15 protein-coding genes and 1 pseudogene are annotated in these 16,616 nt (G+C 59.4%); all 16 read right to left on the bottom strand.

Going from position 1 to position 16,616, the window contains the following annotated elements; all coding sequences use genetic code 11:
• Window positions 1-43 precede the first annotated feature (43 nt).
• Complete coding sequence (locus BMX07_RS24995) at window positions 44-205, bottom strand: homing endonuclease associated repeat-containing protein (protein WP_245742046.1); 162 nt, start codon at window positions 203-205, stop codon at window positions 44-46.
• 45 nt (window positions 206-250) lie between these two features.
• The gene (locus BMX07_RS24990) at window positions 251-367 is read right to left on the bottom strand and encodes a homing endonuclease associated repeat-containing protein (protein WP_245742055.1); all 117 of its coding nucleotides are present in this window, start codon (window positions 365-367) and stop codon (window positions 251-253) included.
• Window positions 368-609: 242 nt separating this feature from the next.
• Window positions 610-1,497: a DNA-binding protein gene (locus tag BMX07_RS04760; RefSeq protein ID WP_090614398.1), complete on the bottom strand. Its 888-nt coding sequence runs from the start codon at window positions 1,495-1,497 to the stop codon at window positions 610-612.
• 749 nt (window positions 1,498-2,246) lie between these two features.
• Window positions 2,247-2,827, bottom strand: a pseudogene (locus BMX07_RS04750) (DUF7437 domain-containing protein).
• 49 nt (window positions 2,828-2,876) lie between these two features.
• Window positions 2,877-3,212, bottom strand: coding sequence for a DUF7558 family protein (locus BMX07_RS04745; RefSeq protein ID WP_090614396.1), 336 nt, complete (start codon window positions 3,210-3,212; stop codon window positions 2,877-2,879).
• Window positions 3,212-3,502, bottom strand: coding sequence for a DUF8069 family protein (locus tag BMX07_RS04740; protein ID WP_090614393.1), 291 nt, complete (start codon window positions 3,500-3,502; stop codon window positions 3,212-3,214). Before BMX07_RS04740 ends, BMX07_RS04745 begins: the two co-directional genes overlap by 1 nt.
• 73 nt (window positions 3,503-3,575) lie before the next feature.
• Window positions 3,576-4,121: a hypothetical protein gene (locus tag BMX07_RS04735; protein ID WP_090614390.1), complete on the bottom strand. Its 546-nt coding sequence runs from the start codon at window positions 4,119-4,121 to the stop codon at window positions 3,576-3,578.
• 362 nt (window positions 4,122-4,483) lie between these two features.
• Window positions 4,484-4,693 (bottom strand): hypothetical protein, encoded by a 210-nt coding sequence (locus tag BMX07_RS23565; RefSeq protein WP_139210804.1) that lies wholly within the window; start codon window positions 4,691-4,693, stop codon window positions 4,484-4,486.
• The gene (locus BMX07_RS04730) at window positions 4,690-4,890 is read right to left on the bottom strand and encodes a hypothetical protein (protein ID WP_090614385.1); all 201 of its coding nucleotides are present in this window, start codon (window positions 4,888-4,890) and stop codon (window positions 4,690-4,692) included. Before BMX07_RS04730 ends, BMX07_RS23565 begins: the two co-directional genes overlap by 4 nt.
• A 247-nt stretch (window positions 4,891-5,137) precedes the next feature.
• Complete coding sequence (locus tag BMX07_RS04725) at window positions 5,138-5,773, bottom strand: hypothetical protein (protein ID WP_245742045.1); 636 nt, start codon at window positions 5,771-5,773, stop codon at window positions 5,138-5,140.
• Window positions 5,774-6,000: 227 nt separating this feature from the next.
• Window positions 6,001-6,531: a PIN domain-containing protein gene (locus tag BMX07_RS04720; protein ID WP_090614383.1), complete on the bottom strand. Its 531-nt coding sequence runs from the start codon at window positions 6,529-6,531 to the stop codon at window positions 6,001-6,003.
• Between the two features lie 9 nt (window positions 6,532-6,540).
• On the bottom strand, window positions 6,541-7,248 hold the full coding sequence (locus BMX07_RS04715; protein ID WP_394328380.1) for a DUF7437 domain-containing protein: 708 nt from the start codon (window positions 7,246-7,248) through the stop codon (window positions 6,541-6,543).
• Between the two features lie 97 nt (window positions 7,249-7,345).
• Window positions 7,346-8,653 (bottom strand): phage NrS-1 polymerase family protein, encoded by a 1,308-nt coding sequence (locus BMX07_RS04710; RefSeq protein ID WP_090614380.1) that lies wholly within the window; start codon window positions 8,651-8,653, stop codon window positions 7,346-7,348.
• A 337-nt stretch (window positions 8,654-8,990) separates the two neighbouring features.
• Window positions 8,991-12,074, bottom strand: a complete 3,084-nt coding sequence (locus BMX07_RS04705) for a TraM recognition domain-containing protein (RefSeq protein ID WP_090614377.1) — start codon at window positions 12,072-12,074, stop codon at window positions 8,991-8,993.
• Window positions 12,064-13,239, bottom strand: coding sequence for a DUF8128 domain-containing protein (locus tag BMX07_RS04700; RefSeq protein WP_090614374.1), 1,176 nt, complete (start codon window positions 13,237-13,239; stop codon window positions 12,064-12,066). The genes BMX07_RS04705 and BMX07_RS04700 overlap by 11 nt, the downstream gene beginning before the upstream one ends.
• Window positions 13,229-16,612 carry a VirB4 family type IV secretion system protein gene (locus BMX07_RS04695; protein ID WP_090614372.1) on the bottom strand — a complete coding sequence of 1,128 codons (3,384 nt, stop codon included), beginning with the start codon at window positions 16,610-16,612 and terminating at the stop codon, window positions 13,229-13,231. Before BMX07_RS04695 ends, BMX07_RS04700 begins: the two co-directional genes overlap by 11 nt.
• Between the last annotated feature and the right edge of the window lie 4 nt (window positions 16,613-16,616).

Below are 16,616 nucleotides of genomic sequence, written 5' to 3'. Positions count from 1 at the left end.
TTGCCACTGGTTTTTCTGGAGATTCGCCAGCACGGTGAACCCCTCACCCATTGAGGGGACCAAAGACTCTGTGCAGGACTTGCGTACCTACTGAGGGAGCACCTTTCACGTCCATCTCCAGCGCGGTGGGGACGCGTCCGAGTTCATCAGCAAGGTTCCGAATCGCTTCTAGGAGAACCTCATCTGGAACCTGGGCTTCTTGCACTGCTGGAAATCGATTGAGCGGAGCGCACCGCTCCACGAGCCGAATTCATTTTGGTGGGCAGTACGAAAAGGTCCCGTCTGCTTCCATCTCAGCACGGGTCGGTGGTCGACAGAGGTGATCGGCGAGCCGTTGGAGTTCTGTTGTGAGTTCGTCACGTCCGATCGAGGTCTGGCCACCGAGACCGTTGACCGTCTCGAATGTCGCGTCGCAGTGGTTACATTCGCCATGTCTCTGTCACTTGGCGGTCTAATTGCGCCGGCACCCATGGCGCCAGATAAACCGCATCGGAGGTCGTAGCTGCGCGCGCAGCGAAGCGAGCACGGAGCGGAGGGTGGGGCGGCGGGGTTTGGGTTGGTCCGGCACACAGCAAAAAAGAAGCCTGCACCGACTGGCTATTCTTCCCACTACCGACCGCGCTCGGAGAAGTGGACCGTGGTCCAGCCGGTCAGAGCCACCGAGACGCGCCCGTTGTACCAGTTCTTCGCCGCTCCGTGAATGCGAACTCGTTCGCCCTCTTCGATCCACGGGACATCGGACGCTTTCCAGCTCGTGAACTTCGTGCGCCCGCTCTCATCTTCGATGAGACCGACCTGAGCAATGCTCGGACTTGACGGCTCCCACAGTTGCGTCACAGTACCTTCGATGCTCACCTCTTTGCGATTGACGCCCTCAAGTTTCCCGATGGGAACCACCTGTCCCGGCGCCGTCTCCAGTTCCTCGAACACCGCGACGACCGCGCTCATCAGGTCCTTCCCACCGACCACGGCTTCACCCAGCCGCCGACCAATCGCCGCTCGCGACCACCCATCCAGTTTCCCGGACAGCCGCATCGATTGCTTGTTCACCGCTGCCAACTGCTCCTGCGTGAGTTCTGCACGAGGATCGTTCCGCTCTGGGTCCGCCCACGGGTCCACGCTCGCCGCCCGCTTCTGGAACTCAGCACGCCGCTCAGCGCTCCGCTTCGCCGCGATATCTCGCGTCCGCTTCTCCCGCCCTTCTTGCGTCCCCAGCTCCGCCTGGGCTCTGATGCGCTCCAGCTCGGCCTCTCGCGCCCGAATGCGCTCTTCCTGTTCGAGGGTCGCACCGTGGATTCGCTCTTCGGTGGTCTCAACCATCCCGTCCGGGTGGTTTGCATCGACCTTTGCCTGCACCTCCATCTGCACCGTCGCCTGGAACTCCGGCGTCTCATTGACCACCTCAAAGCCATCTTCATCGACCGCTGCTTCGTCCACTTTTTCGGATGCCTGTTCATTGACCGAAACCTCATTACCGAAGACGTTCTTACTTGACATTGGAGTTCACTAGCTCCTGAAGGCGCTCAGCGCCCGACACCGCGATGCCCTTACATCGCGGTTTTCCGACGACTACGATCTACAGAATCATCTGCGCGCTCTCGTTCGCGCCTTCGCGAGCGCCCTACAGGGCGCGAGCGAGAGCGCGCTTGAGTGAAGTATCCCCAACCAGCACCGCGCACCGACCCGGCCGGAGCGAGCGGCCAGCGGAGTAAGCGTGGGGGGTGAGCAGCTACGCCGCGCAACTCCTCGCGCTTACCCGCTGGCGCCGAGGGCACATACACTTTAGCCCGGAACGGGCGCGGGCGGTGTGGAGAGCGCCCGCATGCCCGGAATGGTCGGTCGCGAGCGACGCGGAGGGCGGCAGCGGCGAGCGGGGCGGGCCGTTACGTATCACTAGTCAATCGGCTACATCACTCGTTGAATCAGCGACCGCTCTGGTCGGGCTCAGAAAGGGCGCGGCCGTCTCGGTCGTCCCTCGACCCCGTAAGCACCGCGGGCACGAGGCGCGCAGTGGCGGTCGCGGTATGCCGAGCGGGCGCAGGCTTTCAGGGATGGTCTGAGACATCGACCGTGACTTCGCTACTGGTCCGCTGAACACGGCTCTTCGTCAGTCAAGACGTCGAGCAGTACCTCGCCGGTGAACTCGACGCACGAAACCTGGAACCGAATTAACGTTAGCTGTCGTCCGACAAATATCTTCGATGAACCGGAAGCCGTGCACGAACGTCACCAAGTCACCGTCGCCCTCACGCGTCGTCGACGTCCAACCCGTCGAGCGACACGCCCGACGCCTCGATCTCATAGTGCTCGTGGACGACGGGCCGGGGTGCCTGCAGGATCATCTCCGCAGCCAACGGCGAGATATCGAGGTCCTCCGCCATCAGCCGGTGGGTCACCTCGCCGCGTTCGCGGGCTACGGCGTAGGTGAGCGCCGTCGCGAGGCCGCGACACTGTGGCGGTCGATGTACGTGTCGATGTCGGCGTTCGTCTCACGTCGCCCGACGGCGTCGATGAGGGCTGGCGTAATCGTGTACTCGCGGTCGCCGGCGGACGTCGTCACGGTCAGGTCGATCTCCCAGGCGGCGTACCACCGAGGCTGCTCGTCGTCGGTGGCATCGACGACGCCGGCGTCGACGAGCCGGTTGACGTAGCTGTAGGCGGTCCCCTGGGCGAGCTCGAGATCGTCCATCACGTCCTGGACGGTCGCCTCGCCCTCCCGGGCGAGATACGAGTACAGCTGGGCCAGCGGTGGCCCCTCGAGGAGGTCCGCGACCGACAGGAAGTCGCGGACGATGTCGCCGTCGGCGCGATTTGAGGTGCGTGACACGGGTCGTTCTCAATTACAGTTTCCACCGAAACAGTAGAGAGTGTTTGGGTCACTCCACCGGTGTCGTGACGAGGTGGTCCTCGAGGTTGCGCGTCCAGTAGGTGGCTAGGCCACCGGGGTTACAGCGGGCGCACAGCTGCAACTGGCCTTCCAGATGCCCGAGCTCGACCCGGAATCGCGTGAACGCTGCGAGCGTGTCGACGACCAGCCCACAGCCGTCACACGCGACGTGATCGCGCTCGTCGGGATCCGGCTCCACCTGGATAGCACAGTCGACGCAGATCGGGTGGGTGACCCGCTCGTCCTGTCCCCAGGTGTGCGCTTCGCCAGTTTCGGTACCAGGCGGGGCGTCGCAGAACGCACAGCCGACGAGGGTTTGCTGCATCACTCGCCCTCCGCGTCGGCGTCGCAGCGAGCCGTCCAGCCACGGTGGAAGACGGCCAGCTGCGTCGATGAGTCGAACGCGGTGCCGCTCGGCTCGTGAACCAGAATGCGGTCCTCGGGAACCGGAGTGACGACGTCCGCGTCGGCGAGGTCGCTGACCTGGCGTTGGGCAGTCGCGTCGTCGACGGCCGCCGTGTCGACGCCGGCGGTGTCGCGGTCCTGGGCGAGCTGCGCTTTCTCGAACTGTTCGTAGGCGGTACTCGTGTCGTCGTGAGGATCAGGGCCAGGCATGGTGAGTCACGCCGCGCATGCTGTCGCGCGCTGCACGCCTCCTGGCGCCGACAAACAGTCAGGAGGGACAGCGTCAGTCAGGTCGGGGATCGCGATATCCGATGACGGCGACATCGTCAATGAACAAGACGCCCTTCATGAAGTCGAGTTTTGTCAGACTGTGCTGGTACAGGTTATGTCGGCCGAGGTAGTTTACCGGCACCACCAGACAGCCGAACTCGATCTTCGGCCGGCCGTCCTTCTGGGTGCGGTACCCTTTCTGGAACTTGAGCAGGCCGTCGCTGACGTTCTTCCGTTCGGTCTTCTCGACCTCGATAGCGATGCGGGCGTCGGCGTCGTAGAGGTCAACGCTGTAGTTAAATCCCTGATGCGACCAGAGCTTGCAGTTCGGGTTGTAGCCGCCGGCGGCATCCCCTTCGTACTCGTATTGTGGGAGTCCGTCGGCAATCGCGGCGTCGAACCCACTGATCTCTTTGCGTTTCGTCGAGCCGTCAAAGACGCTTGCCGGGACGCCCTCGACGGCCGACCGAATCGACGCCAACGCACCATCTGGAAACGTCTCGGACGTGGTTTGCGTGCGCCGTTCGCTTAATCGGGTGACGTGCTCAATGACGACCATACTGGCTCTCGACGGACAGAAGTCCGATAAATCCTGTTACGACGGGTGTCTGTGTCGACTGGCCGCCAGGGAACGCTAACTCAAGGGACTAGGTGGCGAGTAGGGGTGGAAGGAAATGATTCAGTCAGCACAGTGTTAACCAACGCAGTGTGGGAAAGAGTTCGAAGTGTTGGTTAATTTAGTCGCCTTCTGCAGAAGTGTCGAAGAAGACATACACTTCCGAGGGGACAGGGATCTACCGACAATCGGCTACGCTACGTACGGTGACTTAGTCCCCACTATTGCGGTGTTCAGAATCAAGCCGAGCGTCTGCGTCTGCAGTGGCGCGTAGTTCAGCGAGTGACCTGTTGAGCGTCAGTGGTTCAGGAAGTTGTTCGTCGATCTCTCAGAGTCTGTTCGACCTCATGGAGTACCTTATAGAGATCGTTCACGGAAATCTTCCCGCCATTCACGGCACTACGTCCTAGGTGATACCTCTGATCACCGTACTTCGAGTCGTGGACCAAATCGCCGACACCGAGAGTTCGGTCGAACTCAGGGGCGCCCTGTGAGTTGGGCTCCTCTGGCGTCATCGTTCGAGCACCTCGACGTCGGGATTCGCACCAGCTGGACCAGCCACCGCTTTCTCCCACTCGAGTTCGCGGCGCTCTTCCTGGGCCTGCCGTTCGAGGGCGACCGCCCAACGACAGCGGTCGATTCTCCCGTCGTCGACGACATCGTCGTCATCGATCGTGAACCGCTTATCGCAGTGGTCGATCTGCTCGAGCATCAGGATTCAGCCCCCTGAGCCGCGTCTCGAGCGTCCGCCTGCAGGTGGTCGTATCAGACCTCACAACTGTCCGAACAGAATCGGCCAGCGTATCCTGCCTGATCGCGAGTGAGTGCCGAACAACTCGGCATCCGACACGCGTTGCGGTCGGTCATCTGACGATACCTCGCTTCAGGAACTGAGTCGTTTCCGCGTCTGGCGACGCTGTTGCTACATCAGTTGTTCGCATGGATTGCTACGGCGGGCTTCAGTCGAGCCCCCCGCACCCCTCTTGGGGGAGACAAACCTTCTCAAGCGGACGACCAGTTGACCTCACGGTTTCTCGATTGAATGTCCCATCCGGAACGGGTGTGATCCCAGTTCGGATCTCGAGATCAACACGTCTGAGATGCTTACAACCACCGGTCGGCTGGCGTTGTTCCCAATCTTGACAGGTACACGTCTCCGTCTCAACGTCAACCTCGTAAGTGTTCCCGCTCTCGCTAACGACCTCGTAGATGGATCCCACCCTGGCGAACCGGACGTCCATCTCCTCGCTCAATGCACGCCGGGTTCGCGAATCCTCGATCGAGTAGCCACCGGCCTCGAGTATAGTTGGTTGATCTGGCGTCTCACAGTGCTCGATGAACTCATCACGACGATTTCGTTCTTGGCCGCAGTTGCGGCAGCGCCAGTACCGCGTGCGGTACTCAAAACCATCGGTGAGGTCGATCTCGTACGGTGTTGGTTCCGTGCCTGGAAGCCACTCGTCGATAGCGACGAGTTCGTGCCCGTTTAGTCGAGCAACGTCGCCGGGATAGCGTCGCTCTCGGTCACTGATGTCATTGCAATCATGTTGGTGGTCCTGGTGTTGCTTGCTCTGGATCGGTCGATCTGTACTCATGGGTTCTCTCGAAGCACGGGGGTCGCGCCTCACCCGTCAGGCGCGAAAAAACAGCTTCGAGAGCAGATTGTTGGTGGAGGAAAGCAGTTTCTTACTGGAACGAGCGATCTCTGTTTCTTCTGATTCGCTCCTTGAGTCTGTTCCACGAATGTGGCTCTACTGTCCACCTGAGATCTTCTTTAGATCACTTCTTGGCCATCAATCGAGATTGTCCTCAAATCTTCCGACTAGATCAATCGCATTGAATCGCCGGACTCATCTCCAAGAATATCCGTTAATCCGTAGACACTGATCGCATCCGTGTACCCCTGTGCATCAACTGCGTTTTCGATGCCTTTTCTGGCCGGCCTATCGTCGGTGAGCACGACAACGTCAGTTGCCGTGTGATCTCTAACATACTGAACGACCAATCCTGCAATAATAGTGTCAGTTTTTTCGACCGCATGTTCGGCTTGGCCAGTTTCGCTCGCAATTGTCCGCCTCGCGATATCACTTGCCGCGACGGCATCACCGTCTGTCGGTACTGGCGCATCGATGATTTCGGCCCATCCCTCATTAAGCGCTGTTCTGACACGGTCTGTCTCTGGTCCACCAAGTTCACCAATGACGCGTCGAGGGAGTTTGCAGACGACGCCGACTCTTTCGACTTCGTTCCGAAATCGTGCGAACTTCGGATTCGAAGGATGCCCGATGGCGAAGAAGATGTTCGCGTCGACGATGAGATCTATATCGGAGGAAAGCGGAGTATCTCGACCCATTTGATCTGCTCACTCCTCAGCGGCCGACGAGTGTCCTGGCGCATCGTCCGTGGTACCGAGATTGGGGAGTTCAATCCGATCGCGGACATCCGGGAACAGGTGTTCGAAGAACGGATCGTGCTCTTGGCCAGCGGCCAGCGCCGGTTGGAGGGCGTATACGATCATCATCGCCTCTGTCTCTCGAACGTCGATATCGCTGGCGACCATTCGTTGGGTCGTCTCCCCAGCAAAGTGGAGCCCGGCACCGCGTAACGCGGCGATGAGCTTCCCGAACCCGTAGCGATCGATGAAGTATTCGACGTCCTCGTCGATTTCTTGGAGTGCAAGCGCGTGGAGGACTGTCGGTGTAATGACGATCGGAACGTACTGCTCGACGATGATGATGGGTTCCGCAGTGAGCTGCTGGGGACGCGTCGAATCGTCGCGATCGACGAGCCCAAGGTCCACCAGCCGATCGACGTACTCGTATACCGTTGATTTCGAGAGGTCTAACTCCTCCATGATCTTCGGTGGCGAAACCGGGCCCCAATAGCACACGTAAACATAGACGCGGGCCAGAGCCGGCTGATTGAGGAGAGTCACAACCGTTTCGAGCCGAGATGCGTTTTGGGCCAGCGCCTCTGGTTCGAGTGTCTCCTCATCCATGATGTCAATTGGCGGTGGATCGAGCGCGTCGATTCCGCCATCCGGACGAATACAGTCACGATCAGAAGTCATGGTCGCTAGTTCGAAGTCCATGTACTTCAGACTGACGACGCTCTTCTCAATAGGGTATTTCATATCTCATTCTTTTGGCACGGAAAATACGAGCAGTTCAATCAGAATTCGATCGAAACAGTTGTTTCGCCTGGGCCCAGACGGACGTCGTTCCCATTCCATCTTTATGTTCGTCAGAAGACTCCACGCGCTCATCCAGCACGGACTCTCGATTCAAGAGCACTGCTTCCAGGCGTTCAACTTCCTCCTCGAGGTTCTGGATTCGTTCGTTCTTCTGCTCGAGAGCATTCTCGAGTTCAGCTATCCGGTCCGTCAGAAGCTGATTCTTCTCGGTTAAATGGGCAACGCGTGCGCCAGTGGAGCCACCGACAATTGGTTCGGATCCCTGGTCGTCTCGAGCTACGGGCTGTCCGGATGAGGTATCCGTCTGTTGGGCCTCCGTTTTCGTGGTTCGACCCTCGTCGTCCGACCGAGACTGGGTCGGATCGTAGACGTCGTCCGTACTCGCGATTGCTCGTTCGACCGTCTTCTCTCCGTAGGTCGACCCGTCCGCGTAGTGGACCTCGTCCCACTTGTCTCGGAGCAGCCCCGACTGCCGAAAGAGTCGATCGACTCGAGCGGCGTCACCACCAGTCCAGAACGCCAGTAAGCAACATAGCGCCATGTCCGCTTCTGACTGGCTCTCGTAGCCGGCAGTCGAGCCACGCCACAACCGCTCGAACTTCTCGCCGTTCGTCGCGTTCCGCGCTCGCTCAAGGAGTTCCTCGTCCTCGAGCGTGACCCCGTCGCCGCTCTCACTCTCCGACGGAGCGTCCTGCTGCGCATCCACTCGGTCCTTGTTTCGAGGTGACTCGGTTTCGCCGATATACTCGTTGTAGACTGCCTCGAGCGCGCCGTCTCGTTCGATGACTCGAGCGGGTGTCGCATTGACGTGATCGCCAGTGACGGTGAAGAATCGCGCTGTCTCGTACATTTCGACTGGTCCACGCCGGCTTCGATCACCGGGGATCGACCCACGGATGAGAACGTGATAGCCCGTTCCTGACGGTGATACCTCAGTGAACGAATCGAGCTCGACGATGATTTCTCGAGCTGCGTCATTTGGAGCTCCCGTTTCTGGATCGCGGCAGTCGTCGAGATCGACTCCAACGAATGGATCCTCCTGGGTAAACACGAAGCCGATACCAGCAGCGTCGCCGCGCTGGTAATACTCGAGTGCATCGTCGAACGATCGCCATGTCCCAGGGTCTGTCGCTGAGGCGTAGTCACCAGTCCCCGGCACAATTGGTACCTTGGTCGCCTTCCCATCCCGCTCCTGTGTGCGCCAACAAATCCACTGCTCGTGTTCCTGCAACGCCGTTGGAATACTACCTATTTCGAGGGGACCTGTTCCACTACCTGTCATTTAGTATGACCTCTGTTTGATGCCATTTTGTTCGACCGTCTATGCCTCACCAGCGGTCCGAGAGAAATCGTCTCACAACTCCCCCTCGAGCACCCTGTTTCTGCAGGTGAAGCCTGCTCTATACTAGTTGGATTTCGACCTCCATCTACCCTGGACAACGCCGCAGTCCCCTGGTTTTTACGCTGGACACTCGCAAAGCAACAGGTCCTCGAGGGACAACTACCGTGGACAGAAAACCCAGAATCTGACGCAAACTCCATCAACCCGATCTGTATTGAGCGAATCCAGTCTTCCCATACCCTGGAAAAGGGCCGATCGAGGACGATGGTATTGACTCTCATTCGTCTCCCTCCGTTGCTGCTTCGCAAAGACGCTCACCGTCTTCCGTGAGTGCGATACCGGTATAGAAGTTGACACGGTCACCATCGACTCGTCTGCGGTCAGTTCCGACATCGAGATGATCGCTAAGCTTCCGTGCAAACCAGACGTTGTTGGTACTATCGAGACCATGTTTGGCCACCCATGTCGAATACGCCTGATAGAGATCGTCCTTCGGAATCGCCCCGTCGGAATCTGGAACGAGATACCGATCAGCGAAAACACCGACACCATCGCTATCCGGGTCGAGTTCGACGTCATCGTCAGGCTCTCGGGACTCTTGCTCAGTAGTTGACTGTGTTTCACTGGCTATGCCAGTATTTTGCTCTGTAAGTGTCTCGAGAGCGTTCGACAGCGCCGCCGTCTTCCCGTCACGATAGAGGTGAGCAGAGCCGTCTTCTGCCAGGATCACTATTGCGTAACTATCTCGGTCGTACTCTGGATCTGGGAACTCGGAATCTGGGACGAACGGGCGTTTAATAGTCGTCCACTCAGCGTCGAAGTCATCCGACGTATCATAGACGTGTGTCTCACCGCGCTCGTACACAGTGTACTGGTCCGTCTCTCGATCGTAGCTATAGTAGGCTGGCACCGAATCTTTTGAGAACCCAACTCCGGACGATATCCGAATGAATTCCGTCTCCCCATCCGAAAGGATCCGTTCATCATCAGTACGCGTCCAGACAGTCCGCTGTGAATCAGTCTCTGGTCGCACAGCCGTTACACCGCCACGGGAAACCGCTCCGCCGCCGAAAGTGACGAGATCGTCCGTATTGTAGAACTGTTCGGTTCCATCGGCCATCTCTCGTATCGGCGGCTCGAGAATGTTCTCGAGCCGAGTGGCTACTTCGGTCAAGTCGTCCTCACCGGGCCGAACAACGAACATCGGAATTCGACCGGTCTCTTGGGCTCGTTTGAGGTTCTGGAGGACCTTCGCCGGCCGATTCGGTGTCGTCGTTTCAGCCTCGAGGGCAAATTCGACGTCGAACTCGGGATGGGCCGCCGTCCCGTCGGGCTTGTCACTTCCATCCTGTTCGAGGATCTCGACGCGGAAATCGAGTTTCGTCAATGTATCCTCGAGATCGAAGAGCAGTGCATCGTGTTCCGATCCACCTGCTGACCGTACAGTGCCAGTCTCGGGTTCAGCAACCGCTTCGCCCTCCTCGGTCAACCGGACCACGACCGTTTCATCGCGAACGCTAAGATCGACATCGATCAGTGGCGACTCTTGGCGAACGTCAGGGAACTCCTCGAGATCAGTGTCGGTCGCAAGCTCCGCAGTGGTGTCCTCACTCTCGAGGCGATTGAGTACCTCCTCGTCGACACCGGTTACAGGTACCCAGCCGTTCTGGTCACGAACGTCCGCACGCAACTGGACGGCACGAATCGCTTCGGCCATCACCCGATCGACAGTGAGTGCATCGAGACTGGCTGCTTCGTTGTACTCGCGATAGATGAGATTACGGAGGATTTCGCTGTCCGTCAGCGGATCCGTCCCATACCGCTCGAGACTCTGTTCGATGATCTCGTCGACATCGTCCGTTCCTCTGAGGGGAGGATACGGTGGAAATGTCCGTATCAGTACGGGTTCGGAGTACCGACCATCCGACAGTGGGATCTGCGTCCACACTTTGAACTGGTCAGTCGTGATCAAATCTTCCGCCGTATAGTCTCGGAAGCGTTTCATCAAGAGCTCGGCGTCGTCGCTATCGTTGACCGAGAACGTGAGCAGATTGTCGCAGTTGTTCTGCATCGCCTTCAGCGTGTCCTCGTCGAACTGTGAGGGATACTGAGACGCGAGGGTCACCGAGAGACGCATCGACCGTGCTCGAGCGAGCATCGACTCGATGTTGAGGTTCTCACTCGCGATGTCGTCGAACTCGTCACAGAGGACGAAGTAGGGATCCGGCGGTGTATCTAGCTCGTACGACCGACGCTGAATCGCCGACCACAGGTTTCGCATCACACCGAGCGTCACCATCTTCTTGATGTCTGTGTTCTCGACGGGTGTTCGGACGATGACGATGCGGTCGTTATCGATGATATCACGGAAGTCGATCGTACTCTCGCGATGAGCAATGATCCGACGAATGACTGAGTTTTCGACCCAGGACTTGATGCGTTTCAGAAGCGGCCGGATGGTCTCCTCCTCCATATTCGCGATCTCAAGACAGAATTCCCTGAGATAGGGATCCTCGACGTCGAGTGCGAAGTCCTCGCGTCGCTCGGCGTTGAGCAACGTGAAGTACATATCGATGATCGAGAACGGCTTCTCCGATTTCATCATCGCACGAGCCATCGATTCAGTGATCGCCTCCATGTTGATGCCCCAGTAGTCGGACGTATCGAACACGGCTTTCAGGTTCTCGACCCGATTTTCGACCTCGTTTTCGAATTCCCCGGTCGTTTCACACTCGGGGGCCTCGAGGAAATTCAGCCCGACCGTCTTCTCGTATGTAGTCGACCCTGGTTCGATCCAGACGACGTCCTCAAGCCGGTGCTCGGGGAGCATCCGGAGTAGTTCTCGAGAGTCACGTCCTTTGGGATCGAAATAGGTGAAGCCGTACCCAGCGTAGGCCCACTGGACCATCATATTCAGGAGTTCGGTCGTTTTTCCGTATCCGGTCGTCCCGGCGATCCAGGTGTGTCGAAAGAGCGACTCGAAGCGTAGCGGTGCCTCACGGAATCCAGTCTGAGGATCCTCAGTGTAGCCAACCCAGAGAGGGGCCGGTGAGTTGTCCATTCCGGCTTCGAACATCTCTCGAACGAACGGACCTGCGACTGTGCCCTCGTCGACTGTCTCCGTGATGATTGGCTTCCCACCGACACGGGTCGTGTTCCGGTCGACGATGTCGTATTGCTCGTTAGGATCTGTCTTCTGGGAGGGTGGCTCAGTGGCAGCATCGTGGTCCGTCCGTTCGGTATCGGTTGAAACGGGGACAGGAAGTGATTCATCGGAAACATCAGCTGTTGGTGATTTCTCACTAGGCTGCCTATCACTGGCAGCCTCTCTATCACGGCCGAAGAGCCGATCAAAGACCATCGTATCCCTCCTGTTCTCGGACGGGATCCGCAACAGTAGCCGCCGTCTCGTCCGGAACGCCGAGCGTCTGTCCATCGGTCGGAGATTCATCGGACTCGTATCGGACACCATCAGCTGGTATACGGTCGCCACGCTGAGTGTACCGCCAATCGATCTTCGGTGTCTCGATCTCTGAATTCGGGATGTGGGCAACGCCGGCGAGTTCGTCGACGGTCATGATCATGCGCCGATCGATCCACTCACGGTCACTCATTCGGTGGACGAACCGTCGGAGCTGCTTGGCTCGCTTCCCTTCTCTCCGATGCCAGACTGGATTATCGTTGAGCCCCTGCTCAGTGATCGCGTTGTAGTATTTCCTGAACATTCCCGCAACGCCACGGGCTCGAGCCTCGGCTTCGTCCTGCTCCGCTGAGGCAGCGAGAACCCGGATATTGACGTGGAACGCCTGTTCACCGCGTTGCTGTTCGATCGTCTTCGCGGCCTGTTTGTCCTTTGCGCTCGGGGGTCTGGTCTGTGGGTTGAGCCAGCCGACGGACGTTCCCTGACGAAGCGCGTGGGCAAGCTCGTCGACGCTATTGTGTTTGAACCGATCACCGTCGGTCCAGGACTGTTTTGCAGGCCGGAAGACGACTTGCGTAACGACCGTGCTATCGTCGAGCGACAGCATCTCGCTGGTGATCTCACCGTATGGATCCGCTTTGAACCCCTCGCTGTGGTGGTGACGGATCGGATAGTACGGCATCTTCTCCATCTCCATCCACGCGCCGGCGACGTACTCGCCGGGCTCGATCACCGGGAAAGCGTGGCCGTTCTCAACGGGGAACACCTCGCTGTTGGCGTAGTTGTTCCCGACGCGCCGTCGGAACTTGTCGGCGGCCGCCTCCGTCGCGGCGTGCATGTAGAACTTGATCTTCCCCTCGTCGTACCAGACCTCGAACGAGTGGTGATCGCTCGTATTCTTCCCGCGGAAGTTCGTCGTCACGTCGTGGACGGACTGGAGCAGCCCGGCGCCGTCGACGACGCCCTGGTTCTCTTTGAACGGCCGAATTCGGAGCAAGGTCCCGGGGGCGCTCTCGGCCTGCTGGATGTACGGCTCCTCGAGCCCGAGCTGCGTCGCCTCGTACTGCGGTGCCCCGAAAAGGGCGCGGTTGAGCTTAGATAGCATCTTCCTCGTCCAGTGTGCTTTCGGTTGGTTCATCGTCCATCGACTCGCCGCCGTCCGGTCTGGCGACTGGAGTTCGTTCCTCCTTGAGCGTCTTCGAGACGACGGCGTCCACGACGTCTTCCGCCGTGATGTCGTGTTGAGCCAGCTGTGCTACCGTCTCGTCGGTCAATCCGAATCGATTCTGTAACGCGTTCCCCTGCGCTTCGCTCTCGACGAACCGTTCGAACTCGACTAACTCCTCGGGGACGTCGTTGATCGCATTCTCGATGATCGCCCTGTCGTCGGGCGCGTAGTCGATCACTCGCTTTTCGAAGTCGTCGGCGACGACGTGGAGCGGGTACGTCCCGTGTTCCTCGACGCGAACGAGTCCCTGGCTGTATCCGAGTTCTTCTTTGCCTGCGTCGGCTCCGCGGACGAATTGGCGCTGTTCACGGGTGAGGCCGATCTTATCAGCCGTCTCCTCGTCGAGGTCCGGCAGTTTGTGGAAGACCTTGATCGGGCACATACTGAGTATCTTCTCGGCCTGGTCCGTCTCGTAGAACTCCTGAGCGGTCTGTGACAGCAACACCATCCGGAGGCCGGCGTGACGCTGATGACGGAACGCCGTCTCGAGGAAATCGAGGTTCGCCTGGTCTTCGAAGAGGTAGTGTGCCTCGTCGATCGCGAGTTCGACGTTCTTGTCCGTCTTCTTCGCCTGCTGGTAGACCGTCGACAGCAGCAACTGCATCAGGAACGTCTGACGGTCGATCCCCGAGGCGGTCCCTTCGATCTGCCCGAGGTCGATATAGACGACCTTGTTGTCGCCTTCCAGAATGTCTATCTCCGATCGTTTCGAGAGGTTCTCGTACGCACCACCCTCGCGGAACGGCTGGAACGCGATCGCGAGTTCGTCGGCGTACTGCGCTGCGCGCTCGCGAGCGGATTCGGATGCGGCGATGTTGTGCTCGTCGGGGTTCTCCGCGATGTCGGCGAGAACCCGGTGGACGTCCGCCATCGTCGGCGAGTTCTCCGGCGTGTGAGTGCTGATATCGTCCTCGACGACACCGGCCTGTCTGTACACCTCGTCGATGACGTACGACAGCACGCCAGTCTCGGTACCGAGATCGATCTCACGGGCGGTCAGGAAGTTCTCGAGGACGGCCAGCACCTCGTCTTTCTTCGCCGAGAGCGGCGACGTTCCGTCCTTGGCCTCAAGGAGTTCTCGAGGTGACTCGCGGATCTCCAACGGGTTCAACCGCGTATCTCCGCCGACGGTGATCGTCTTCGCGTTCAGCGCGTCCGCGATACCCTCGAATCCGCCGACCGGATCGATCATCACGAGCATCGTCTCCTGCTGGCGTTTCATCATCCGCAGGTGCCGCATGATCGCCCCGAACGTCTTCCCGGCGCCGGGCATCCCGACGACGAGCTCACTGTGCCCGGTCTCGAGTTCCCACGGGTTGATCCGGACCGGTGAACCGTTGTGGCCGTGGTAGCCGTACTCGACGCCCTCGTCCATCATCATGTAGTTCGACGAGAAGGGGAACATCGCGCCCACCGCCTGGTTCGTCATCGTCGACATTCGGTCGCGACCGAGTTCGTTTCGGCCGAGTGGCGAGACGGTCGCGAGCCCTTTCTCCTGCCAGCGGTTGGCTACCTTGAGCGTACTGTTCGCCGGAGCGTCCTTGACGATCGAGCGAAGGCGCGTCGTCTCGTTGTCGAGTTCCTGCTTGCTCTCGGCGGAGAGACGGATGAAGATGCCGCCACGGTAGAACGATGCCTTGTTCTGCCGAACGAGCGACCGCATAAATTTCCCGCGGTCGATATCTTCCTGGAGGTCTTCCGCCTTCAGGCTGTTCGAGTCGTGCTGGTTGACCTTCAGATCCGAAATCCACTCGGCCATCATGTCCTCGGCCGACTGGCTATCGAACGGATCGAGATGGATGCTAATGTCCGTCTGTAAGTCGGTCTCCAGCAGTAGCCTCTCGAACATCCCGTCCGGCGGCTCTTCCGGGAACTGCTCGACCCAGAACGTCCGAACGTACGTCTCGTCGTTGATGATTGCGTAGGTCGTCTCCCAGTCGACCGTCGACGGCGCGATCACCGACTGGTGGATCGTCGAAGGGTCATCGAGGTGCTCCTCGGTAGCGATTTCCGTTTTGTCGTCCGCTTCCGACGGCTCACTCTCCCCGTCGAGATCGTCGAGTCCGACTTTCCACTCGCTGTCCTCCCCACTCTCTTCGTCATCCTCCGTGCTCCCTTCGTTGTGTCTGACGCTTCGAGCACCGCTTTTCCTGTTCTTGCTGTCGTCCATCGTGTCGACGATGTCGTCCGGATGCGGGTCCGACGGCACGTTTTCGCTGATACCGTGGGTGACGACGGGGAACGTGCCGATCGCATCCGTAATATCTCCGTACGTTTCGGTGTGTCCCGTCCAGTACTCCGTCGTCACACGGGCGAGTTCGTAGGCGTCGACCGAGCTCACCGAGCAACGGTAGAGAGACGAGGCTCCGCGACGAAGGTGGGCGAGGCGAGATTCCAGCTCCTCCTCTTTGAGTCGCTCGCGTTCGGGTTCGGTGAGGCCGTCGGACTCGAACCGGCTGAACACCCGTCCGAGAACACGAACGTCGGCCAGGTACGCCAGCACGCTATCACCGGTTTCGTCGAACTGCTCGACGTCGCTATCGCGAACGGCGGTGATGACGTAGTACTCGCGGACGGTCGTCCGTTCGGAGTCGACGTCACCGTTTGCGTCGGTGTTCCTGGCGATGAACTCTTCGAGTAGCCGTCGGAGGACCGGCCTCGAGCGGACGTCGGCGTCACCGAGTCGGTGCTGGTGGTTGCGGACGACGTCGTCCTGGTCCACGTCCCGGCTGGTGATGTAGAACTTCACCGGGAAATCGATGGTCGCGTTGACGAACTCCGAGAGGGATCGGACGGCTTTCGCCCACGCCTCGTCGTCCTCGAGCGCCATGTTCGCCGGTTCGATCTTCACCGCCCCGACGAGCGCACCATCAGTTCGCTCGAGAGCGTGGGGGTAGACTCGGCCAACGCGAGTCAAGTATCGGACGTCGCTGTCGTCCTCCCCGTGAGTATATTCCTTGTTCTTGACTGCCCAGCCGAGTCGCGCGGCTATCCACTCCGTGAGCCACAGGTAGGAGGGCTTCACCTTGTGAAGAACGGCCAGAACGATTCCGAGCATGAGTCCGAAGCCGATGACCGGAATCGTGAACGCCGCCGGAACCACTGCGGCACCGACCAGCGTGACGAACGCCACGCTGACGAACAGCAGCAATTCGTCGATGGAATAGCCGTGGAAGAAGGCGGTCGTCCCGCCCAGAGTGTGGTGAATTCGTCGCGCGCTGTACTTGCCATCGTCCGTATTCGTACTCATGGAT

The sequence above is a fragment of the Natrinema salaciae genome, assembly GCF_900110865.1.
Classification (GTDB): domain Archaea; phylum Halobacteriota; class Halobacteria; order Halobacteriales; family Natrialbaceae; genus Natrinema; species Natrinema salaciae.
The sequence above is the reverse complement of the archived record's forward strand: the minus strand, read 5'-3'. Positions and strand labels throughout refer to the sequence as shown.

Bases quoted from the DNA above. Each gene is read 5' to 3' on its own strand.
- BMX07_RS04760 (WP_090614398.1), bottom strand. From the start codon at position 1,497: ATGTCAAGTAAGAACGTCTTCGGTAATGAGGTTTCGGTCAATGAACAG.
- BMX07_RS04745 (WP_090614396.1), bottom strand. From the start codon at position 3,212: ATGCAGCAAACCCTCGTCGGCTGTGCGTTCTGCGACGCCCCGCCTGGT.
- BMX07_RS04740 (WP_090614393.1), bottom strand. From the start codon at position 3,502: ATGCCTGGCCCTGATCCTCACGACGACACGAGTACCGCCTACGAACAG.
- BMX07_RS04735 (WP_090614390.1), bottom strand. From the start codon at position 4,121: ATGGTCGTCATTGAGCACGTCACCCGATTAAGCGAACGGCGCACGCAA.
- BMX07_RS23565 (WP_139210804.1), bottom strand. From the start codon at position 4,693: ATGACGCCAGAGGAGCCCAACTCACAGGGCGCCCCTGAGTTCGACCGA.
- BMX07_RS04730 (WP_090614385.1), bottom strand. From the start codon at position 4,890: ATGCTCGAGCAGATCGACCACTGCGATAAGCGGTTCACGATCGATGAC.
- BMX07_RS04725 (WP_245742045.1), bottom strand. From the start codon at position 5,773: ATGAGTACAGATCGACCGATCCAGAGCAAGCAACACCAGGACCACCAA.
- BMX07_RS04720 (WP_090614383.1), bottom strand. From the start codon at position 6,531: ATGGGTCGAGATACTCCGCTTTCCTCCGATATAGATCTCATCGTCGAC.
- BMX07_RS04715 (WP_394328380.1), bottom strand. From the start codon at position 7,248: ATGACTTCTGATCGTGACTGTATTCGTCCGGATGGCGGAATCGACGCG.
- BMX07_RS04710 (WP_090614380.1), bottom strand. From the start codon at position 8,653: ATGACAGGTAGTGGAACAGGTCCCCTCGAAATAGGTAGTATTCCAACG.
- BMX07_RS04705 (WP_090614377.1), bottom strand. From the start codon at position 12,074: ATGGTCTTTGATCGGCTCTTCGGCCGTGATAGAGAGGCTGCCAGTGAT.
- BMX07_RS04700 (WP_090614374.1), bottom strand. From the start codon at position 13,239: ATGCTATCTAAGCTCAACCGCGCCCTTTTCGGGGCACCGCAGTACGAG.
- BMX07_RS04695 (WP_090614372.1), bottom strand. From the start codon at position 16,612: ATGAGTACGAATACGGACGATGGCAAGTACAGCGCGCGACGAATTCAC.